This is a genomic window from Mycobacterium sp. 4858 (assembly GCF_900240975.1).
Taxonomy (GTDB): Bacteria; Actinomycetota; Actinomycetes; order Mycobacteriales; family Mycobacteriaceae; genus Mycobacterium.
Window position 1 is genome coordinate 1,717,393 of record NZ_LT968775.1, and the last position, 22,360, is coordinate 1,739,752.

Annotated in this window: 14 protein-coding genes, 2 pseudogenes and 1 riboswitch; of the genes and pseudogenes, 8 read left to right on the forward strand and 8 right to left on the reverse strand. The window is 68.6% G+C overall.

Features of this window, described 5'->3' with window-relative positions:
* The first annotated feature begins 245 nt into the window (after positions 1-245).
* Positions 246-656, forward strand: a complete 411-nt coding sequence (locus C1737_RS07820) for a group 1 truncated hemoglobin (protein WP_102417658.1) — start codon at positions 246-248, stop codon at positions 654-656.
* 74 nt (positions 657-730) lie between these two features.
* On the forward strand, positions 731-1,363 hold the full coding sequence (locus C1737_RS07825) for a lysozyme inhibitor LprI family protein (RefSeq protein WP_102417659.1): 633 nt from the start codon (positions 731-733) through the stop codon (positions 1,361-1,363).
* Positions 1,364-1,387: 24 nt separating this feature from the next.
* On the opposite strand, the gene C1737_RS07830 is transcribed toward C1737_RS07825, so the two are convergent.
* Positions 1,388-2,458: an NAD(P)-dependent alcohol dehydrogenase gene (locus tag C1737_RS07830; RefSeq protein WP_102417660.1), complete on the reverse strand. Its 1,071-nt coding sequence runs from the start codon at positions 2,456-2,458 to the stop codon at positions 1,388-1,390.
* Between the two features lie 296 nt (positions 2,459-2,754).
* Here C1737_RS07830 and C1737_RS07835 point away from each other — a divergent pair, with 296 nt between their 5' ends.
* The gene (locus tag C1737_RS07835; protein ID WP_197516454.1) at positions 2,755-3,621 is read left to right on the forward strand and encodes an AraC family transcriptional regulator; all 867 of its coding nucleotides are present in this window, start codon (positions 2,755-2,757) and stop codon (positions 3,619-3,621) included.
* A 99-nt stretch (positions 3,622-3,720) separates the two neighbouring features.
* Positions 3,721-4,482, forward strand: coding sequence for a class I SAM-dependent methyltransferase (locus tag C1737_RS07840; protein ID WP_102417829.1), 762 nt, complete (start codon positions 3,721-3,723; stop codon positions 4,480-4,482).
* Between the two features lie 49 nt (positions 4,483-4,531).
* On the opposite strand, the gene C1737_RS07845 is transcribed toward C1737_RS07840, so the two are convergent.
* A complete protein-coding gene (locus C1737_RS07845; RefSeq protein WP_068098513.1) occupies positions 4,532-5,458 on the reverse strand; it encodes an RluA family pseudouridine synthase in 927 nt (308 codons plus the stop codon).
* Positions 5,455-6,042: a signal peptidase II gene (gene lspA / locus C1737_RS07850; RefSeq protein ID WP_082973115.1), complete on the reverse strand. Its 588-nt coding sequence runs from the start codon at positions 6,040-6,042 to the stop codon at positions 5,455-5,457. Before lspA ends, C1737_RS07845 begins: the two co-directional genes overlap by 4 nt.
* A 70-nt stretch (positions 6,043-6,112) precedes the next feature.
* Here lspA and C1737_RS07855 point away from each other — a divergent pair, with 70 nt between their 5' ends.
* Entirely contained in the window at positions 6,113-7,039 is a 927-nt protein-coding gene (locus tag C1737_RS07855; protein ID WP_067917958.1) for an asparaginase, read from the forward strand.
* A 283-nt stretch (positions 7,040-7,322) separates the two neighbouring features.
* A pseudogene (locus tag C1737_RS27500) lies at positions 7,323-7,649 on the forward strand (condensation domain-containing protein); the annotation flags it as partial.
* Here C1737_RS27500 and C1737_RS07870 read toward each other — a convergent pair.
* A pseudogene (locus C1737_RS07870) lies at positions 7,637-8,539 on the reverse strand (DNA polymerase IV); the annotation flags it as partial. The pseudogenes C1737_RS27500 and C1737_RS07870 sit on opposite strands and share 13 nt — an antisense overlap.
* Positions 8,540-8,586: 47 nt before the next feature.
* Between C1737_RS07870 and C1737_RS07875 the strand changes: the two are divergent.
* Positions 8,587-9,096: a hypothetical protein gene (locus C1737_RS07875; protein ID WP_199182789.1), complete on the forward strand. Its 510-nt coding sequence runs from the start codon at positions 8,587-8,589 to the stop codon at positions 9,094-9,096.
* Between the two features lie 49 nt (positions 9,097-9,145).
* On the opposite strand, the gene C1737_RS07880 is transcribed toward C1737_RS07875, so the two are convergent.
* From C1737_RS07880 to C1737_RS07900, 4 genes are all read right to left on the reverse strand, one after another.
* Entirely contained in the window at positions 9,146-10,006 is an 861-nt protein-coding gene (locus C1737_RS07880; protein ID WP_233214682.1) for a DUF559 domain-containing protein, read from the reverse strand.
* Between the two features lie 95 nt (positions 10,007-10,101).
* Entirely contained in the window at positions 10,102-13,227 is a 3,126-nt protein-coding gene (gene ileS / locus C1737_RS07885) for an isoleucine--tRNA ligase (RefSeq protein WP_102417831.1), read from the reverse strand.
* 331 nt (positions 13,228-13,558) lie between these two features.
* Entirely contained in the window at positions 13,559-13,810 is a 252-nt protein-coding gene (locus C1737_RS07895) for an Rv1535 family protein (RefSeq protein WP_102417663.1), read from the reverse strand.
* Between the two features lie 297 nt (positions 13,811-14,107).
* A riboswitch (M-box (ykoK) riboswitch) is annotated at positions 14,108-14,277 on the reverse strand.
* A 201-nt stretch (positions 14,278-14,478) separates the two neighbouring features.
* Positions 14,479-15,603: a nitronate monooxygenase family protein gene (locus C1737_RS07900; protein ID WP_102417664.1), complete on the reverse strand. Its 1,125-nt coding sequence runs from the start codon at positions 15,601-15,603 to the stop codon at positions 14,479-14,481.
* A gap of 463 nt (positions 15,604-16,066) precedes the next feature.
* Between C1737_RS07900 and pks2 the strand changes: the two genes are divergently transcribed.
* Positions 16,067-22,333 (forward strand): type I polyketide synthase, encoded by a 6,267-nt coding sequence (pks2, locus tag C1737_RS07905; RefSeq protein ID WP_102417665.1) that lies wholly within the window; start codon positions 16,067-16,069, stop codon positions 22,331-22,333.
* Positions 22,334-22,360 lie beyond the last annotated feature (27 nt).

Consider the following 22,360-nt stretch of genomic DNA (forward strand, 5'->3'; position numbering starts at 1 on the left):
TGGCCTGCCCGTTGACCACGATCGCCTGGCGGGGCGGTGTGCATGATGTGACGTGAGTCATTGAGCCAACCTATGGCATAGGTTCGCCGGCTCGATGCAGATTTCGGGCATGTAACAGCGGGCGCACGTCTCACGGCCGGCCGTGCGCAACCGTCAAAAGGCGGCAATCCGCTTGTTACGCAAAGATATCCGCGTGTGATCGCGAACTAACTGGCGAGCAATGCCGAGATGTTCCAATCGCACTTATGAAAATTCTGGCACGCTTGCGCAAACCCGAGCCGGTCGCGATCTATGACCGGATCGGTGGGCACGAGGCGATCGAAGTCGTGGTCGAGGACTTCTACGTTCGCGTGCTTGCCGACGACCAACTCGCGGGCTTCTTCACCGGAACCAACATGAACCGTCTCAAAGGCAAGCAGGTGGAGTTCTTCGCGGCCGCACTCGGCGGCCCCGAGCCCTACACCGGCGCGCCGATGAAGCAGGTGCACCAGGGTCGCGGCATCACGATGCACCACTTCAACCTGGTGGCCAGGCACCTGTCCGACGCGCTCGCGGCGGCCGGGGTTCCCTCCGAGACGGTCACGGAGATCATCGGTGCGATCGCGCCGCTGGCTCCCGAGATCGCCACCGGCGAGGCCAACAAGGCGACCGTCTGACCGCTCCGCCGAGATCGCCGGCGAGCTCGGCGTGTCGCGCCCGGGCGGCGGCCTGCAACCGGTAGTCAGCACGTATGCGACTGCTCGCCGTCATCGTTGCGGCCCTGATGCTGGGCGCCTGCGGTGCGAAAACGACCCCGCCGTCGGCCGGCACCACCACGGGAACGACCACCACCACGACTGCCCCGCCGACCGCGGCGGCGCTCGACTGCGCCAAACCGGCCAACGCGGCGCAGCAGCTGGTGTGCCGCGATCCGCAGCTGACCGACCTCGACCACCGCCTGCAGGCCGCCTACCAACAGGCCCTTGCCCGGCCCGGCGTGGACCAGGGCGCGCTGACGTCCGCGCAGAACAGCTGGGCGACCACTCGCGACGGTTGCGCACAGAACCCGGAAGCGCGCACCTGCCTGGTCGAGGCGTATCAGACGCGGCTGGTCGAACTGGCCATCGCCGACCCCGGCACCCTGAGCCCGCCCGTCGTCACCTACCAGTGCCCCGCCGACGCGGGGCCGTTGACCGCGCAGTTCTACAACGAATTCGACCCGCCCGCGGCGGTGCTCAACTGGAAGGGCAACCAGGAGATCCTCTTCCTCGAGCCGTCGGGCAGCGGCGCCCGATACGGCCGGCAGGGCTCGCAGTACTGGGAGCACCAGGGCGAGGTCAAGCTTGACCTGAACGGCACCAAATTCGTCTGCCGCGCACCGTGATTCGGCGCGCGAAGGGCCGACGGATCAGTCGAAGACGACGACCGCCCGGCCGACGATGTCTCCTCGCCCCAACGCTTCCAGTTTGTCGTTGATGTCGTCGAGTTTGACCGGGACCACGTGGTGCTTGATCAGGCCTTGGCCGGCGAGTGCAAGCACTTCCCGCAGGTCGTTGTAGTTGCCCCAAAACGAGCCGAAGTAGGACTTCTCTCCACTGACGAACGGAAACAGTGGCAGTTCCACCCGCTCTCCCATGAGGCCTACCTGCGACAGCGCGCCCTCGGTCGCGAGAATTGCGGCCGCCAGTCCCAGGGACTCCGGGGACCCGGCGCAGTCCAGCACCGCGTCGACGGTGCGGCGGCCGGTCACGTCCTCGATCTCGTCCTGCACGTCCTCGACGGACTTGTCCCGGACGTTGACGGTGTGATGGGCGCCGTGGTCCGTTGCGATCCGGAGCTTTTCGTCGCTGCGGGCGAACCCGAACACGGTCGCGCCGCCGCCAAGCAACCGGGCGTATTGGACCGCGTAGCTGCCGAGGCCACCGATACCGTTGACAACCACCGTGCGGCCGGCGCCGAGCTTGCCCGCGTCACGCAACTTCTTCATACCGCGGTAAGGCGTGAGGCCCGCATCGGTCAGTGGGGCCAGGTACCGGGGTTCGGCATTCGGTTGATCGGCAACGGAGATCACGTGGTCGTAAGGAGCGGCCATGTACTCGGCGAAACCCCCATTGGGTCCGAATCCGACGAGTTGCCCATCGGCGCACAGTTGCTGGTTGCCTTCGTGGCACTGCCGGCAGGTGCCGTCCCCCCAGTTCGGGTCCACCACGACAAGGTCCCCTTCGCCGATACCGGCGGCATCCGGCACGTCGGCGCCCACTTCGGTGATGGTGCCCGCCACTTCGTGTCCGGGGATGAACGGGAAGTCCACCGGCAGGCCGTCCCGGAAGTAGCCATCCAGCAGCTGATAATCGCTGCGGCACATGCCCGTCGCCGCGACCTTGATCAGGACCTGGCTGGGCCCGACATCGGGAATGGGAACTTCGTCAATCTCCAGCGGCCGGTTGTATCCGTGCATGCGTGCTGCCCGCATCGGCATGATCTCTCCTCGATGTCCGCAATGTGATCGCCTATGGCGCCGGTATGGGTCCTGCCCGAAGGATGATCAAAAGCCAACCGGATCAATGGCGGCCGCGGTACAAGATTCCTGCTCAATGTTTGCCCGTTTCGATCCGGCCCCGGCGACACTTACCCAGCGAGGACCCCGGCAGTCCGATACCTTTTGTTTGCGGAGCGGTTGCGGCCTCCGCGGTGTGTTGATGCCAAGGGGGTGCCGACCTGACCGCCACCGAACCCATCGAGCACCATCTCACCTCCGGCGATCTTGTCGCCGAATTGACGGCTCGTGCATGGCATTCCGGCGCAAACGTCGGATTATGGCCAGGTCTGACGATCTACCGTTTCACCGAGCCCGCCGAACCCGAGTGGCAGGAGATCCGGGGACTGTCGATCGGACTCGTCGCGCAAGGCCGCAAGGCGGTCATTGAGATGGGTCGGCGTCATGTCTACGACCAGTTCAGTTACCTGGTGATCAACGGTGATCTGCAATTCCAGAGCGAGGTGCTTGAGGCGTCGCCGAGCAAGCCCTGCCTGTGCATGGTGCTGGAGGTGGATCCATCCACCGTTCGCGACATCACCGAGAAAATGCCGGGCCGGGAGCGCGCCGAGGCCGCGGCGGTGCGAGATCTCACCGAATCGTGCGTCGTCTCCGCACTCGACGACGAAGTCATGAGTTCGATCCTGCGGTTCTTGCGGTCGCTGTCGACCGACGTCGATCGGCGTGTGCTGGCGCCCCTCTATCTTCGCGAGTTGGTGTACCGGGTTCTGCAACGGGAACAGTTTGCGCGAATGAGGGACTTCGCCACCCAGCAGGCGGCCGGTAATCCCATCGGCGCGGCACTGACGTACATCAACGCGCATTGGGCCGAGCCGATAACGGTCGCGACCCTGGCCGCGCAGGTGGGCCTGAGTTCATCCGCATTCACCAGAGCGTTCCGCGAGGTGACGGGGACTTCGCCGTATCAGTACGTCAAGGACGTGCGGCTGAACCGGGCGCGCGAACTCGTGCTGGACCGGCGGTTGGCGGTGGCCGATATCGCCCACCGGGTCGGCTATGTCAGCGTCTCGCACTTCATCAGCGAGTTCCGGACCCGGTTCGGCGCTACCCCGCGCGATTACGGCGGCGGTCAGTCCGCCGGCTGAGGCGGACCGATACCCGAAAGATCGGATCAGTAACGGCTTCGAGGACTCGCACCGGTTGGACGCTCACTTCGTCGCTGATCACTGCCTAGCATGCTCGGCATGGCCCGCACATTCGACGACCTCGTGGCGGAGGCCGACGCGGCCCCCGTCGACGGTTGGGATTTCTCCTGGCTGGACGGGCGCGCCACCGAGGAGCGCCCGTCGTGGGGTTACCAGCGGCAGATGAGCCGGCGGCTGGCGAGCGCGTCGGCCGCCTGCGACCTCGACACGGGCGGCGGCGAAGTGCTCGCCGGCGCCGAACGGTTTCCGCCGACGATGGCCGCGACGGAGTCGTGGCCGCCCAACGCGGCGCTGGCCACCCAGCGGCTGCATCCCCGCGGCGTGGTGGTCGTGGTGACCGGGGACGAGCCGCGGCTGCCGTTCGCCGACGCGGCTTTCGACCTGGTGACCAGCCGCCACCCGATCGCGGTGCGGTGGGCCGAGATCGCCCGGGTGCTGCGGCCGGGCGGCACCTATTTCGCCCAGCAGATCGGGCCCGCGACGATGGCCGAGCTCGTCGAATACTTCATCGGCCCACAGCCGGAGAAGTGGGCGGAGTTGCACCCCGACGTCCAGGGCGCCGAGGCCCGGGCCGCCGGGATGGACGTGGTCGACATGCGCATGGAGCGCATGCGCGCCGAGTTCTTCGACGTCGGCGCCGTGATCTACTTCCTGCGCAAGGTGATCTGGACGGTGCCGGACTTCACGGTCGACGCCTACCGGGACCGGCTGCGTGAACTGCACGAGCGGATCGAGGCCGACGGGCCGTTCGTCGCGCACTCGGTGCGGCTGCTCGTGGAGGCGCGCAAGCCGGCTGAGTGATCGCAAGCGCGGCGAAGCCGGGCGCAGCGGGTCGCGACCATCAGACTGATCAACCCTCGGCGCGCAGCACGTCCAGCGCGTGCTGCAGATCGGCCGGGTAGGGGCTGACGATCTCCATCCGCCTGCCGTCCGCAGGATGGGCGAACGCCAGCGAGCGGGCATGTAACCATTGCCGTTCCAACCCAAGCCTTTTCGCGAGTTTCGGATCCGCCCCGTAGACCAGGTCGCCGCAGCACGGATGGTGCAGCGCGGAGAAGTGCACCCGGATCTGGTGCGTGCGACCGGTTTCCAGGTGCACGTCGAGCAGGCTGGCGGCCTGGAAGGCTTCGATGGTGTCGTAGTGGGTGAGGCTGTGCCGGCCCTCCTTCGTGACGGCGAACTTCCACTCGCCGCCGCGGTGGCGTCCGATCGGAGCGTCGATCGTCCCGCTCGAGGGGTCCGGATGCCCCTGCACCAGCGCGTGGTAGCGCTTATCGACCGTGCGCTGTTTGAACGCCCGCTTCAGCGCGGTGTAGGCGCGCTCGGAGAGCGCCACCACCATCACGCCGGAGGTGCCCACGTCGAGGCGGTGCACGATGCCCTGCCGCTCGGGAACCCCGGACGTGGTGATCCGGTAGCCGGCGGCGGCCAGGCCGCCGAGCACGGTCGGCCCCGTCCAGCCCACCGACGCGTGCGCGGCCACCGCGGCCGGCTTGTCCACCGCGACGATGTCGTCGTCGGAGTACAGGATCGTCATGCCCTCGATGTCGACGGGCGTGTTCTCCACCGGCGGCGGGGCTTCGGGCAGCCGCACCTGCAGCCACGCGCCCCCGGTCAGCCGGTCGGACTTGCCGGCGCGCACGCCGTCGAGCTCGACGCCGCCGTCTTCGGCCAGGGCCGCCGCGGCGCTGCGGGACAGTCCGAGCAGCCGGGCCAGGCCCGCGTCCACGCGCATGCCCGCCAGCCCCTCCGGGACCGGCATGGAACGGTCGGTCATCGGCTACGGTCGGCCTTGCTCCGGCGGCCCACGGTGTCGAAGTCGTAGCCGAAGACCGACAGCACCACCAAGAGGATGGCGCCGCCGACCACCGACGGGTCGGCGACGTTGAACACCGGCCACCAGCCCACCGACAGGAAGTCCACGACATGGCCGCGCAGCGGTCCGGGCGCCCGGAAGAAGCGGTCGACCAGGTTGCCCGTGGCGCCGCCCAGAATCATGCCCAGCCCGACCGCCCACCACGGCGACACCAGCCGGCGGCCCATCCAGAAGATGCCGACCACCACACCGGTCGCGATCAGCGTCAGCACCCAGGTGTATCCGGTCGCCATGGAGAACGCGGCGCCGGAGTTGCGCACCAGCGTCCAGGTCACCGTGTCGCCGATGATGGGCACCGGCTGACCGGGCGGCAGCAGTTTGACGGCGAGCACCTTGGTGACGACGTCCAGGGCCAAGACGATCGCGGCGACCGACAGCAGCAGGCGCAGCCGCCTCGGCGGCCGCTGCGGGTCGGTGACGGGCGCGTCCTTGGCCTCGTCGGTTGAGGTCACGGGCTCAGTGGATCCTGTGGGTTCCTCGGGCACTCTCACATCATCCCCCAATGCGTACTCGGGCCGGCCGAGGTTCGCGGTTGGCGTGCGCGATGATCTCACCATGGGCCGGCTCACCGTCATCGCCACCGGAGGCACGATATCGACCGGCACGGGCGCGGACGGCGTGCACCGGCCCTCCTATGGCGCGGCCGATCTGGCTGCCGGCCTCGATGTCGACGTCGTCGACGTGCTGGCCGTGGACAGCTCGCAGCTGATGCCCGCCGACTGGGACCGGATCCGCGGAGCGGTGCGCGCGGCGATCGACGGCGGCGCCGACGGCGTGGTGATCACGCACGGGACCGACACCATGGAGGAGACCGCGCTGTGGCTCGAGCTCACCCATGACGGCGACGTTCCCGTCGTGCTCACCGGGGCCATGCGCAGCGCCGACGCGCCCGGCGCCGACGGCCCGGCCAACCTGCGGGCCGCCCTTGCGGTGGCGGGCAGCCCCGCCGCCCGTGGCCTGGGTGTGCTGGTGTGTTTCGCCGGCCGGGTGCTGCAGCCGCTGGGGATGAGCAAGGTGGCCACCGACGACCTGACCGGCTTCGCGGGTGAGCTGATCGGCACGGTGAACGGCGGTGTCACGCTGGCCGGCACCAAGACGCGGCCCCGGCTGGGCGACCTCACCGCGGCGGACGCGCCGCGGGTGGACATCGTCGCCGCGTACCTGGGCAGCGACGGGGTGGCCCTGGACGCGTGCGTGGCCGCCGGGGCCCGTGGCGTGGTGCTCGAGGCGCTGGGTTCGGGCAACGCCGGCGACGCGGTGGTCGACGCGGTGCGTCGGCAGTGCCGGGCCGGGGTCGCGGTCGCGGTGTCCACCCGCGTCCCGGGCGGCCGGGTCGGTGCCAGCTACGGGCCCGGGCACGAGATGGCGGCCGCGGGCGCGGTGATGGTGCCCGGCTTGCGGCCACCGCAGGCCCGGGTGCTGATGATGGCCGCGCTGGCCGCGAAGCTACCGGTCGGCGACGTCATCGCCCGGTGGGGCTGACGGTTCGTTCGCTTCCAGGGCCTGCAGGGCGCCCAGGTATTCCGGCCAGTCCAGCGAATCGACCGGGTTAGCCTTGGTCAGCTCGGCGGTGTCGGCGGGGAACGTCCTGGCCGGGCCCGGGGCCGCGGCTGTCTTTTATTCACAACTGACGCTGTCGGCGAATTGTGAGGGGGAGATACGTGGGGGCGGCGGTGATGTTAAAAAAAAAAACAAGAGGGGACCTTTTCTACTTGATTCTGTGAGATATACGTGTACACTTAGGATCTTGTTATATCACGTGAGNGCGGCGGTCAACGCCGGCCTGGGCGCCCACCTCGGGGTGCGGTCGCTGTTCGAGGCGCCCACCATCCACCAGTTGGCGCCGCGCCTCGGCGACGACGGGGCGGGGCGCACGCCGTTGACGGCGATCGAACGGCCCGCGGTGATTCCGTTGTCCTTCGCCCAATCCCGGCTGTGGTTCCTCGACCAATTGCAGGGACCGTCGGCGGTGTACAACATGGCGGCGGCGCTGCGGCTGGACGGGCGCGTGGATGCCGACGCGTTCCATGCCGCACTGGGCGACGTGGTGGCCCGGCACGAAAGCCTGCGCACGGTCTTCATCGCGGCCGAGCGGGTCAGCGTGCTCATGTCGGATTTCTTCAGCTTCACGGTGACGGTGCGCGCGCCCCGGCCGTCGCGCAGCAGGCGTTGGTGCGCGTGCTCGGCGATCGGGTCGATCGCCTCCCGCAGCTGCTCCAGGCTGGTCAGGTCGACGGCGAAGGTGGACTCGGAGCTGATCTGCTTGGCTTCGGCGCGCTCGGCGACGGGGCGGTCGTCGACGCCCTGGGCCAGGCGGTGCAGCGCCGGCCCGATCGTCGCACCCAGTATGTTGGCGGCCTCGGCGTCGGTCAGGGCGGCCAGGTTGCCGATCGTCTCGATGCCCAGCCGATTGAGCTTCTCCTCGGCGACCGGCCCGATGCCCCACAACCGCCGCACCGGCAACCCGCCCAGCAGCGGCCGCTCCTCGGCGCGCCGGACCACCCGAACGCCGTCGGGCTTCGCCAGGCCCGACGCGATCTTGGCGATCTGCTTGCCCGAGCCGGCGCCGACCGAGGCGATCAGGCCGGTCTCGTCGCGAACCCGTCGCCGCAGGTCCTCGCAGAACGCCTCAACCTCCTCGGACGACGCGCCCGCGAGGTGAGGCGGCTCACCGAAGCCCTCGTCGAAGGACAGCTGCTCGACGACGGGCACCACGCTGCGCACGGCGTCGAAGACCCGTCGGCTGGCCACCCCGTACACCACGCCGCGCGGCGGCAACACCACCGCGGTCACCCCGATCAGGCGGCGGGCCTGATGCATCGGCATGGCCGAGCGGGCGCCGTACACGCGGGCCTCGTAGCTGGCGCCGGCCACCACACCACGCCCGCCCAGGCCGCCCACCAGCACCGGCCGCCCGCGCAGGGTCGGCCGGGTGAGTTGTTCCACCGAGGCGAAGAACGCATCCATGTCCAGGTGCAGCACCCAACGGGACTCCACGCATCGATGCTATGGGTCTAGCGTCGTTGGGTATGGAGGCTGACGGCACAGACGCACCGAAGTCTCGATGGGAGCGGGTGCGCCATCAGTGGAACCAGCGGCTGCAGCCCGGTGAACAGGCCACGGTGCTGGCCTGGACGTCGTTCACCCTCACGTTCGCCGGGCTGCGGGCGCTCACGCATTGGATCCGGGCGGGCCATGGCCCCTCGGGGGGCGGTATGTCGTTGGGCGGGAAGCACTTTCACCACTACAACATCGGCATCGGGATGCTGGCGACGGTGGGCGGCGTGGGGCTGCGCGGAACCGACAGGCAACGACGGCACCCGGCTGCGGCCATCGCCTACGGCGCCGCGAACGCCATGATCGTCGACGAGCTCGCGCTGCTGTTGGACCTCAAGGACGTCTACTGGGCACGGGACGGCCGCGAGAGCGTCGACGTCGCGGTCGGACTAATCGCCACCGGCGCGACGGTCGTGGCAGGCATGCCGTTCTGGCCCCACGCCCACCGCGCGCTGCGCCCGCATTCCTCCGCGAGACTGTAACCAGCGACGAGTCTTCTCGAGAAACACGTCGCTGGTTACAGTCTCGCGGTCAGCACGGGCAGCCCCTCGCCGCCAGGGCACTTCGCGCCCGCTCCACGACGACATCCGGTCGGTGTCGTAGCAGGTCGGCACCGACCCGGATCAAGCGCCATCCGCGTCGCTCCAGTTCTGCGGTGCGCTCGATGTCGTTGGCCCGGATTCGCGGGTCCGTCCAGTGCTGCGGCCCGTCGTATTCCACCCCGACGAGCCACGCCTCCCAGCCCATGTCGATCCTGGCCAGCACGGCGCCCCACACGTTGCGCACGACGATCTGAGTCTGCGGCCTGGGCAGACCCCCATGAATCAGCGCCAGCCGGGTCCTGGTCTCCTGGGGAGATTCGGCGCCGGCGTCGACGAGGGGCACCACCCTACGCAACTGCTTCATGCCGCGTGCGCCGCGGTGCTTGTCCATCAGCGGCCACACGTCTTCGGCGGCGAGGCCCGTCGCTCGTGCCAGGGCGTCCATGCGGATCACCGCGAGTGTCGACCCCGGTCGCCGTCCCAGGTCGAAGGCAGTGCGGGCCGCCGATGTGACGGGTATGCCGTCGACCATCGTCACCTCTCCTGTCGCAAGTGTCTCGTTGCGGGTGACGATCAACGACGGCGGACGCGTGCGATCGCAGACCAGTTCGGCCGGGGAGTGCGGATCGATCCACTGGGCGCCGTGCAGGGCCGCGGCCGAGGTGCCCGCCACGACGGCTTGCTTACCGGACCACAACCACGCGGCGATCGCGCGGTCCCGCGCGGTCAATTCGCCACCGCGCCGCTGGTACACATTGCGGTAGATCCGGGTGCACGAACGCCGGAGTTCACGTTGCGTCCACGCTCCCGCCCGAATGGCGTCGGTACCGACGAATGGCTCTGTGCTCACGACGGCAGGGTGCCACGCCACGCCGACATGCCCGCGAGACTGCAACTAACGACGGCTCGTCTCGGGAAATGCGTCGCGGAATACAGTTTCGCGACTCAGACCTTGGCGATGCTGACCCGCACGCCGTCGCCGATGTCGACGCCGTCGGACGGCGCGCCGAATTCGAAACTGGTGGCCAGGATCTCACCGGCGATCAGGTCGCGATGGGTGCGCGCCCAGTCGGCCCGCTCGGGCGGCACCGACATCACGACAGAGATCCGGTCGGACACGTCGAGACCCGTGGATTTGCGGAGCTCCTGCAGCTCACGGATGCGGTCCTTGGCCCAGCCCTCGGCCTCCAGCTCCGGGGTGACCGTGCCGTCGAGCACCACCAGCCCGGCCCCGTCGGGCAGCGCCGCGGTGAACTCCGGGTCGGCGGCGACCAGCCGCGAGCTGTACTCCTCGGGTTGCAGCAGCGCGGGTCCCGCGGTCAGGGTGCCGTCGGGGTTGACGACGCCCTGCCCCGCCTTGACCGCCTTGATGGCGGCCTGCACGTCCTTGCCCAGCCGCGGGCCGGCGACGCGGGCGTTGACGGTGAGCTCGAACCGCCCGTAGGTGTCGATGGCGTCGGTCAGCTCGACGCTCTTGACGTTGAGCTCGTCGGCGATCAGGTCCGCGAACGGCTCCAGCCGCTGCGGGTTCTCCACCGCCACGGTCAATTTCGGCAGCGGCAGCCGCACCCGCAACTTCTTGGCCTTGCGCAGCGACGACGCCGCCGAGCACACCTCGCGGACCTGGTCCATCGCGGCGACCAGATCGGGGTCGGCCGGCAGCGCTTCGGCGTCGGGCCAGTCCGTGAGATGAACCGACCGCCCCCCGGTCAGGCCGCGCCAGATGATCTCGGTGACCGACGGCAGCAGCGGCGCGGCCAGCCGCGAGGTGACCTCGAGCACGGTGTGCAGGGTGTCGATGGCGTCGGGGTCCTCTTCCCAGAACCGCGAACGCGACCGGCGCACATACCAATTCGTCAGCGCCTCGGTGAACTGCCGCAAGTGCTCGCACGCCCTCGAGATGTCGCAGGTGTCCATCTCACGGGTGAGGTCGTCGCGCAGGCCGGCCAGCTTGGCCAGGATGTAGCGGTCCAGCACCTGACACGAATCAGTGCGCCAGGAACCGACTTTCGGCGCGTAGAGCGCCAGGAAGCTGTAGGCGTTCCACAGCGGCAGCAGGACCTGGCGCACGCCTTCGCGGATGCCCTGCTCGGTGACGATCAGGTTGCCGCCGCGCAGAATGGGCGAGGCCATCAGGAACCACCGCATGGCGTCGGAGCCGTCCCGGTCGAACACCTCCGAGACGTCGGGGTAGTTGCGCAGCGACTTGCTCATCTTCTGCCCATCGGAGCCCAGCACGATCCCGTGCGCGACACAGGTTTTGAAGGCCGGCCGGTCGAACAGCGCGGTGGCCAGCACGTGCAGCGTGTAGAACCAGCCGCGGGTCTGGCCGATGTACTCCACGATGAAGTCGCCCGGGTAATGGGTGTCGAACCACTCGCGGTTCTCGAACGGGTAGTGCACCTGGGCGTACGGCATCGAGCCCGAGTCGAACCACACGTCGAGCACGTCCGGGATGCGCCGCATGGTGCTGCGGCCGGTCGGGTCGTCCGGGTTCGGGCGGGTCAGCTCGTCGATGTAGGGCCGGTGCAGGTTGGTCGGCCGCACCCCGAAGTCGCGTTCCAGCTCGTCAAGGCTGCCGTAGACGTCGATGCGCGGGTAGGCCGGGTCGTCGGACTTCCACACCGGAATGGGGCTGCCCCAGTAGCGGTTTCGCGAGATCGACCAGTCGCGGGCGCCCTGCAGCCACTTGCCGAACTGGCCGTCCTTGACGTGCTCGGGATACCAGGTGATCTGCTGGTTGAGTTCCACCATGCGGTCGCGGAACGCGGTGACGGTGACGAACCAGGACGACACCGCCCGGTAGATCAGCGGATTGCGGCACCGCCAGCAGTGCGGGTAGGGGTGCTCGTAGGTCTCGTGGCGCACCAACACCGCGCCGTTGGCCGCCGCCGGGCCGCTGCCGTTCTTCAGGTCGCGGATGATGTGCGGGTTGGCGTCGAAGACGTGCTGCCCGCGGTAATCCGGGACGCTGGCGTCGAAACGGCCCTTGGAGTCGACCGGGGTGACCGGCACGATGCCCACCTTGTCGGTGGTCGCCATGTCGTCCTCGCCGTAGGCCGGCGCCATGTGCACGATGCCGGTGCCGTCCTCGGTGGTGACGAACTCCCCGGGCAGCACCTGAAAAGCCTTGGGGCTGTCCATGAAATACGGGAACGGCGGCAGGTAGCGGGTGCCGAGCAGGTCGGCACCGCTGTAGGTGCCCAGTATCTCGGGTTCTTCGCCCAACTCGCGGGCGTAGGCGGCCAGCCGCGGCTGGGCCAGCACGAAGCGGTGCTCGCCGGCCCGGACCTCGACGTAGGTGACCTCGGGGTTGACCGCGACCGCCAGGTTCGACGGCAGGGTCCACGGCGTCGTCGTCCACACCAGCAGGTGCGCGCCGTCCAGCGCGCCGCCCACGACCTTGAATCCGACGGTCAGCGCGGGGTCCTGGCGGCTCTGGTAGACGTCGTCGTCCATGCGCAATTCGTGGTTGGACAACGGGGTTTCGTCACGCCAGCAGTACGGCAGGACGCGGTAGCCCTCGTAGGCCAGGCCCTTGTCCCACAGCTGTTTGAACGCCCAAATCACCGACTCCATGTAGGACAGGTCGAGCGTCTTGTAGTCGTTGTCGAAATCGACCCAGCGGGCCTGGCGGGTGACATAGGCCCGCCACTCGTCGGTGTAGCGCAGCACCGATTCACGGCACGCGTCGTTGAACGCGGCGATCCCCATGTCGTCGATCTGCGATTTGTCGTTGATGCCCAGCTGGCGCTCGACCTCGAGTTCGGCGGGCAACCCGTGGGTGTCCCAGCCGAAGCGACGCTCCACCTTGTAGCCGCGCATGGTGCGATACCGCGGCACGATGTCCTTCACGTAGCCGGTGAGCAGATGCCCGTAGTGCGGCAGCCCATTGGCGAACGGCGGCCCGTCGTAGAAGACGTACTCCGGGGCGTCGTCGCGGCGGGCGATGCTGGCCCGGAAGGTGTCATCGCCGGCCCAGTAGTCGAGGACCTCGAGTTCGAGGGCCGGGAAATCCGGCGAGCCACCGGCCGGTTTGGGGTAGGCCGTGGCGTCAGCGTTATCGGTCACGTGGTGCGTCGTCTCCTGTGCCTCAGTGCCGTTGAGCACTGGTAGCGCCTACTGGGGACGACGACGCGCTGCCTGCGCGAGCGCCGCGGTACCACCCCGCTTGCCACACCGCGCGTGGCCGCTCGTTGGAGGCTGTGACGGGCCCACCCGTTCGGTTCTACTGAGCCGGCTCGCGAAGCCGGCGGTTCTTCCGAAGGCTCCCCGGTGATGCCGGATCGACGCCAGTGGCTCGATTCTACTCAGGCGAAGCACCCCAAGGGGCTACCTGGCCTCAGGAAACACCTGCGGCCGGGTAGCCCCTTGGAGCCTTGGTTGGTCGCTGCCCATCGGATCAGGCCTGAATTTCGAGCACTCCGACGCGCCACAGCGCCGCGTAGACGTGGCGCAGCGGGACGCTGAGCAGCCGGGTGGCGCCCTCCACCAGCGGGTCGCCGGCGAGCACGGGCTGCTTGTTGACCTGGCGGGCGGCCTTCTTGGGCGCCGGGGCCGCAACGGCGGCCTGCGTCGCGTCGACGTCGCGCACCACCCTCAGCGTGCGGGCGGGCGCTACGGTCACCACTTCGTCGTGCAGGGCTACGGTCATGGTCGCCTCCTAGGCGGGGTTCGGCAAAACGGGGACTAATTGGACTGACGTGTCCCGTCCCGTCGCGGTTCCGATCCTTGAGAACGCTTGGCCGACAAGCCACTTGGCGTTGCGACGACTCAGCCGAGAACGTCGTGCCGGAGATCGGACAGGGACGAGACGGAGTTCGGACTTCGACCCGGACTGTCGCTGGAACTCATGTGTCCCTCACCTCCTCGCGGTCACGACGCGCGCGGTGATCCGCACGCGATTTTTGCGCGCAGCACGAGGAGCAGAAAACCCGGCATGGCCGGAGGATCCGCACCCCTCTCGTCAGAGCTTCGGCACCACACGACGTGTCCGGTGTCCCGGAAGCCACCTGGGCTCAACCCTTAAGCCGGGAGGAGCTGTCCTGACCCGGGGCGTCTTTCGACGTTCGGGGTCAGTGGCCTGTATTCGTGTAGACGCCTCACCTAACGAGGTGCTTACCCGACCGATAATGCACGACGGGTCCGACAGGGTCAAACTCCTCCGCGCAGCGTTTCCCAATCTTTACGGGTTTCCGGGGCGGGCACACAGGATTCAGTCAGGTTGACGCCATGAGCTGGGCGGATAGCCACCCCCGTTGGGCGCCGGTTGTTCACCTCGCGTTTGCCGGGCCGCCGCGCAGGCGGCTCAAACACGGCTGATCAGCCCTCAACGAGGCCGTCGAGCCGCCCGACGGTGTCGATGAACTCCTCGACCATGTCGAGCACCACCGTTCGCGCAGGGCGAACCCGGTCGAGCGAGCCCACCACCTGGCCGACGAAGTAGGTGGCCAGCTCGCGCGCCTTGGCGCCGGGGTGCGCGGCCGCGGAGTTGATCCGCACCTGCGGCTCGGTGACCAGCGCGGTCTGCAGCGGCATGCCGAGCGGGTCGGGCTTGTCGGGCCGGTCCCACTCGTCGGTCCAGGCCGTGCGCAGCATCCGCGCCGGCTTGCCCGTCATCGAGCGCGACCGCACCGTGTCCGAGGAGGTGGCGGCCAGGAACTTGTCCTTGACCACCGGCGGCGTCTCGGCTTCTTCGGTGGTCAGCCACACCGACCCGCACCACACGCCTTCGGCGCCCAGGGCCAGTGCTGCCGCGATCTGGCGGCCGCGGGCGATCCCGCCCGCGGCCAGCACGGGGACGGGCGCCACGGCGTCGACGACCTCGGGGACCAGGACCATGGTGGCGACCTCGCCGGTGTGTCCCCCGGCCTCGGTGCCCTGGGCCACGATCAGGTCGACGCCGGCGGCGGCGTGCCGTTGCGCGTGGCGGGTGGTACCGGCCAACGCGGCCACCAGCACGCCGCGGTCGTGGGCGCGTTCGACGAGGTCGGCCGGCGGCGGCCCGAGCGCGCTGGCGATCAGCCGGATGTCGTGATCGAACGCCACGTCCAGTAGCGGCTCGTAGCCCTTGGGCGAGATGTTGAGGCCGCCGGCGGAGGCCCGCAACTCCTGGGCCGGTGCGGTGATGCCGTAGCGGGCCAGGATGTCGTCGACGAACGCGCGGTGCTCCTCGGGCAGCCGCGCCCGCGCCTGCTTGGAGTCGATGCCGCCCTCGTCCGAACCGACGTACTTGGGCGGCAGCAGCAGGTCGACCCCGAACGGTTTGCCGCCCGTCTGCTCTTCGATCCAGGTCAGCTCGTTCTGCAACCGCTGGGGGCTGTGCGCCACCGCGCCGAGGATGCCGAAGCCCCCGGCATTGGTCACGGCGGCCACCACGTCGCGGCAGTGGCTGAACGCGCAGATGGGAAACTCGACGCCGAGCATTTCGGCAACTCTGGTACGCATTGCCTGACGCTAGAAATCACCGATCGACATGTCAATCGTGTGCCGCCATCCGGGATTGCCGGGCAGATGAGCCGGCACATGCGGCCCGCCAGATGCGTTTTGCCCCACCGAGCGAATGCCGAATTTGTTCCGCAAGTCACATTTCTGAAGACCACCTGAAGAAAGCGCGATTGCGGGCTCGCACAATTTGCCCATCGGTAGGATCCGAGATCTAATCAACCCAACGCATGGCTTATGGTCGCGCGGATCTGTCACGGTGCGCGGAGGCATTTCACTCTTCGTGTGAGAAGGGGGAATCCTGTTGTTACCCAGACTGATTCGCGGGGGCTGGTTGGATTCGGCATCGAGGGCGACGACTCAGACGCTACCACTGAAACTTCGGCCAGCAGCCAATTTGTGAATTGCGATCGGGAACGGCGCGGACGACTTTGTTGTTTACGCCGCGCGCAGGAGGTGAGCGACCTTGGGCCAAACAGAGGTGACCCCGGTTGCCGTGATTGGCATGGCGTGTCGGCTTCCCGGGGGGATCGACTCGCCGGCCCAGTTGCGGGAGGCGCTGTTGCGCGGTGACGACCTGGTCACCGAGATCCCGCTGGACCGCTGGGACGCCGACGAGCATTACGATCCCGAGCCGGGCGTGCCCGGTCGCTCAGTGTGCCGGTGGGGCGCATTCCTCGACGACGTCGCGGGCTTCGATGCGGACTTCTTCGGAATCAGCGAGCGTGAGGCAACCGCGATCGATCCCCAACACCGCTTGCTGTTGGAGACCTCGTGGGAGGCGATCGAACACGCAGGTGTGGACCCGGCGACGTTGACCGGCTCGCGGACCGGCGTGTTCGTCGGATTGATGCATGACGACCACACGTTGCGAACGGCCGATGCCGGCGCACTGGATGAGCCGTACGGATTCATGGGCAACAGTTTCGCCGTGGCGTCCGGGCGCATCGCCTACGCCCTGGGGGTACACGGGCCGGCGCTCACGGTGGACACCGCATGCTCGTCCGGGCTGGTCGCCGTGCATTTGGCATGCCGCAGCCTGCACGACGGCGAAAGCGACCTGGCGCTGGCGGGAGGCGCCACTGTGTTGTTGGAACCGCGGAAGCTCGCCGCAGGTTCGGCGCAGGGCATGCTCTCCGCGACCGGACGTTGTCGCGCCTTCGACGTCGGGGCGGACGGATTCGTGTCCTCCGAGGGCTGTGCCGTGGTGTTGCTCAAACGGTTGCCGGATGCGCTGCGCGACGGTGACCGGATTCTGGCTGTGGTGCGCGGTACGGCCGTCAACCAAGATGGCCACACCACGAGCCTTGCGACACCGTCGCACACGGCGCAGACCGCGGTGTACCGGGCGGCGCTGGCCGCGGCGGGCGTTGACCCCGGCACCGTAGGCATGGTGGAGGCGCATGGCACCGGCACTCCGGTGGGCGACCCGATCGAATACGCCAGTCTGGCTGAGGTTTACGGTGTCGAAGGCCCGTGCGCCCTGACGTCGGTGAAGACCAACTTCGGCCATACCCAGTCCGCCGCAGGAACATTGGGTCTGATCAAGACGATCATCGCCCTGCAAAATGGTGAGATCCCGCAGAATCTGCACTTCGCCCGCCTGCCCGATGACCTGGCCCAGATTGAGACCAATCTTTTTGTACCACAGGCGATTACACCGTGGCCAAGCAACAGCGCCGAACCCCGGCGGGCGGCGGTGTCGTCGTACGGCGTGTCGGGAACCAACGCCCACGCCATTGTGGAGCAAGCTCCCGAGACCACTGCCGCAGGAAACTCCGGATCCGCGGCGGCGGGTCCGGAGTTGTTCGCGTTGTCAGCCGGCTCCGCGGACGGCCTGCGGGATACCGCCAAGCGGCTGGCCGGCTGGATACAAGAGCGCGCCGACTCGGTCAAGCTGTCGGATGTGGCCTACACGCTGGCGCGGCGGCGGGCCCACCGGCCGGTGCGCACGGTCGTGGTGGCCGGCAGTACCCAGGACCTGGCCGTAGCGCTGCATGAGGTCGCCGGCAGCGAGACGCCATTTCAGGCGGCGCTCGGACGCGGTGACCGTGGGCCGGTGTGGGTGTTCTCCGGACAGGGTTCGCAGTGGGCTCGCATGGGTGCTGACCTGCTGGCCAGCGAGCCGGTGTTTGCCGCCACCGTCGCAGAAGTCGAGCCGCTGATAGTGCGCGGGTCCGGGTTTTCGGTGACCGAGGCGATGTCGTCGCCGCAGTCCCTCACCGGCATCGACAAAGTACAACCGACCATCTTCACCATGCAGGTCGCCCTGGCGGCCACCCTGAACTCTTACGGCGTGCGGCCCGGCGCGGTCGTCGGACATTCCCTCGGCGAGACGGCCGCCGCGGTGGTCGCGGGAGCGCTGTCGCTGGAAGACGGGTTGCGTGTCATTTGCCGCCGGTCACGACTGATGTCGCGCATCGCAGGTGCCGGCGCGATGGCCTCGGTGGAACTGCCCGCCCCGCAGGTGCTCTCAGAACTGATGGCGCGCGGCATCGACGACGTCGTGGTCGCCGTGATGGCCTCACCGACGTCCACGGTCATCGGCGGCGCCATTCCTACGGTCCGGGAGTTGGTCGCGGCGTGGACGGCACGTGACGTTCTGGCTCGCGAGATCGCCGTTGATGTCGCCTCTCATTCGCCTCAAGTCGATCCGATCCTCGACGAGCTGTACGACGTCCTCGGGGAGCTCGCTCCGAAGACACCCGAGGTGCCGTTTTATTCGGCGACCCTGTTCGACCCCCGCGAGGAGCCGGTGTGCGACGCCGATTACTGGCTGGACAATCTGCGTCACGCGGTGCGATTCGGCGCGGCGGTGCAGGCCGCGCTGGAAGACGGGCATCGCGTGTTCGTCGAACTCTCGCCACACCCGCTGCTGACCTATGCCGTTGAGCAGACCGCCGCCAGCCTCGACACGCCGGTGGCCGCATTGGCCGCGATGCGCCGCGAGCAGTCACTGCCGCACGGTATGCGCGGTCTGCTGGCCGCCGTGCACAGCGTGGGCGCCGCGGTGGATTTCTCGGTGCTCTACCCCACCGGCAACCTGCTGGACGTACCGCTGCCCTCGTGGACGCACCGTCAGCTGCTCCTCGGCCGCGACGGTCACGACGATCGGTCGCGGGCCGGGTCCATCGTCGCCGTACATCCGTTATTGGGCGCTCATGTGCGCCTGCCGGAGGAGCCGGAGCGCCATGCCTGGCAGGCCGAGGTCGGCACCGCGGTGCTGCCCTGGTTGACCGATCACCGGATACACGAAGTGGCGGCTCTTCCCGGGGCCGCCTACTGCGAGATGGCACTGACCGCGGCACGCACCGTCCTCGGCGACGCTGCCGAGGTCCGCGACGTCCGCTTCGAGGAGATGTTGTTGGCGGATCACGACACACCGCTATCGGCGCTCGCCACGGTGACATCGCCCCATGCCGCCGACTTCGCCGTCGAGACCTTCCAGGAAAACGAACGGGTCCGGCGGGCCACCGCGGTCCTACACGCGGCGGCGATCGAGGAGGAACCACCCACGTACGACGTGACCACCCTGCTCGCGGCCCACCCATGCCGCATCGAGGGCGCCGAGATGCGGAAGCGGTTCGACGAACACGGTGTCCAGTACGGCCCCGCTTTCACCGGACTGACCGCGGCGCGCACTCCGGTGGGGACCGCCAGCACGGTGCTGGCCGAGGTCGCGTTGCCGGCGTCGATCCGCTCACAGCAGAGCGCCTACCGGATTCACCCCGCCCTCCTGGACGCTTGCTTCCAGTCGATCGGGGCGACGTCCAAGGCGCAGAACGTGGGTAGCGGCGGTCTGCTCCTGCCGTTGGGCGTGCGCCGGATCCGCGCCTACGCTTCCGCCCGAACCGCCCACTACTGCTATACGCGGGTCACCAGCGTCGACGAGACCGGATTCGAGGCCGACCTCGATGTGCTCGACGATCAGGGGACGGCCCTGCTGAGCATGCAGGGGCTGCAAATCGGCACCGGGGCCGCTGGGGGGACAAACCGCGACCGCGTGCTGAGCGCGCGACTGCTGACCGTCGAATGGCAACGGCAACAGCTGCCCGAGGGGGATCAGGTCGACGCCGGAAGATGGCTGCTGGTCAGCGCCGCCGCCACGGCGGATGTCGTGGCCGCCGAGCTGACCGACTCGCTGAAGCTGCTGGGAGCTGAATGCACGACCATCGCCTGGTCGCAGCGTGCCAACCGCCTTGCCGACGCCGCGGTGCTGCGCGATCAGCCCGGTGCCGGCCGGTTTACCGGTGCGGTCGTGCTCACCGGCCCGAAGGACGGCGGCCCCGGCGGCGAGTGCACCGCCCGCGCCGGCAAGTACGTCCGCCATGCGGTGCGGATCGTCCGCGAACTGGCAGACCTGCCCGGCGAGCCGCCGCGGCTGTATGTCGTGACCAGGAACGCCCAGACGGTGCTGGCCGCCGACTGCGCGGATCTCGAGCAGGGCGGCTTGCGCGGCCTGCTGCGGGTGATCGGCACCGAATATCCGCATTTGCGCGCCACCCACATCGACACTGACGAGCGCACCGGCGTCGAGCAGATCGCGCGCCAGCTACTGAGCGGATCGGAAGAGGACGAAACGGCCTGGCGAGAGGGCGACTGGTTCGCGGCGCGGCTACGGCTCAGTCCGCTACGCCCAGAGGAACGGCGGACCACTGTAGTCAGCCATCGGCACGACGGCATGCGCCTGCACATCCGCACCCCCGGTGACCTGCAGACCATGGAACTCGTTGCGTATGAACGGATTCCGCCCGGGCCGGGACAGATCGAGGTAGCGGTCACCGCGTCCAGCATCAACTTCGCCGACGTGCTGCTCGCCTTCGGCCGGCACCCCAGCTTCGAGGGGCGGTTGCCGCAGCTGGGCACCGACTTTGCGGGTGTGGTGAGCGCGGTCGGACCCGATGTCACCGCGCACAAGGTCGGCGACCGCGTCGGCGGCCTCTCCCCCAACGGCTGCTGGAGCACGTTCGTCACCTGTGACGCCGGCGTGACGGTGACGCTGCCGCCCGGGCTCACCGACGCGCAGGCGGCCGCGGTGCCCACAGCGCACGCCACCGCCTGGTACGGCCTCAACGATCTGGCCCGCATCAAGGCCGGTGAAAAGGTGTTGATCCACTCCGGGACCGGCGGGGTGGGACAGGCCGCGATCGCGATCGCCCGCGCCGCAGGAGCGGAGATCTTCGCCACCGCCGGTAGCGCCAAGCGTCGAAACATTCTGCAGGACATGGGCATTGAGCATGTCTATGACTCCCGCAGCGTCGAGTTCGCCGAACAGATCCGCCGCGACACCGCTGGGTGCGGCGTCGACGTCGTGCTCAACTCGTTGACCGGCGCCGCGCAGTTGGCCGGACTGAAGCTGCTGGCGCCGGGCGGACGGTTCGTCGAGATCGGCAAGCGGGACATCTACGGCGACACCAGGCTGGGACTGTTCCCGTTCCGTCGCAACCTCACGTTCTACGCCGTCGACCTGGGACTGATGTCGCTCACCCATCCGGGGCGGGTCCGGGAGCTGCTGGACACGGTGTACAAGCTCACCGCCGACGGTCTGCTGCCGATGCCCGAGAGCACGCACTACCCCCTGACCGATGCCGCCACCGCCATCCGGGTGATGAGCGCCGCCGAACACACCGGCAAGCTTGTCCTCGACGTTGTCCGCGCCGGGAAGAGCAGTGCGGTCCTGCCCCCGGAAGACGTTCGGGTATTCCGCCCCGACGGTTCCTACATCATCAGCGGCGGCCTCGGTGGCATCGGGCTGTTCCTCGCGGAAAAACTGGCCGCGGCGGGCTGCGGCCGCATCGTGCTCAACTCGCGCTCGATGCCGAACCAGCGGGCTCGGGAGACGATCGAGCTGGTCCGGGGGATCGGATCGGACCTCGTCGTGGAATGCGGCGACATCACCCAGCCGGGCACAACGGAGCGTTTGGTGGCGGTGGCCACTGCCACCGGGCTTCCGGTGCGGGGCGTGCTGCACGCCGCGGCGGTCGTAGAAGACGCCATGCTGAGCGGCATCACCGACGACCTCCTGGATCGCTGCTGGGCGCCTAAGGTCGACGGCGCCTGGAATTTGCACCGGAGCACGGCTGACCAGCCACTGGACTGGTTCTGCTCGTTCTCCTCGGCGGCCGCACTGGTAGGTTCGCCGGGTCAAGGCGCCTACGCCGCGGCGAACAGCTGGCTGGACGCCTTCACCCACTGGCGACGGGCCCAGGGCCTTCCTGCGACTTCAATCGCGTGGGGCGCCTGGGGTGAGCTCGGGCGCGCCACAACATTCGCAGAAGACGCCGGCACCGCCATCACTCCCGACGAGGGCGCCCACGCCTTCCAGGCACTGCTGCGCCACGACCGCGCATACACCGGGTACGCGCCGGTCATCGACGCACCGTGGTTGGCTGCGTTTGCACAACGCAGCCGGTTCGCTGAAGCGTTCGATTTGACAGGTCAAACCCCAACGGGCGCAACGAAACTGCTCGCCGAGCTGACTACGTTGCCGCACGACCAGTGGGCCACGCGGCTGCGCCGCATGGTCTCCGAGCAGGTCAGCTTGATTCTGCGCCGCGCCGTTGACCCGGACCGTCCGCTGTCGGAGTACGGGCTCGACTCGTTGGGCAACCTCGAATTGCGCACGCGCATCGAAGCCGAAGCAGGAGTACGGATCAAATCCACCGACATCACCACCATTCGGGGTTTGGCCGCCCACCTGTGCGACACCTTGGCGGAGATCGCACCACCATGACATGCCGGGTTGATTGACATCGCAGTA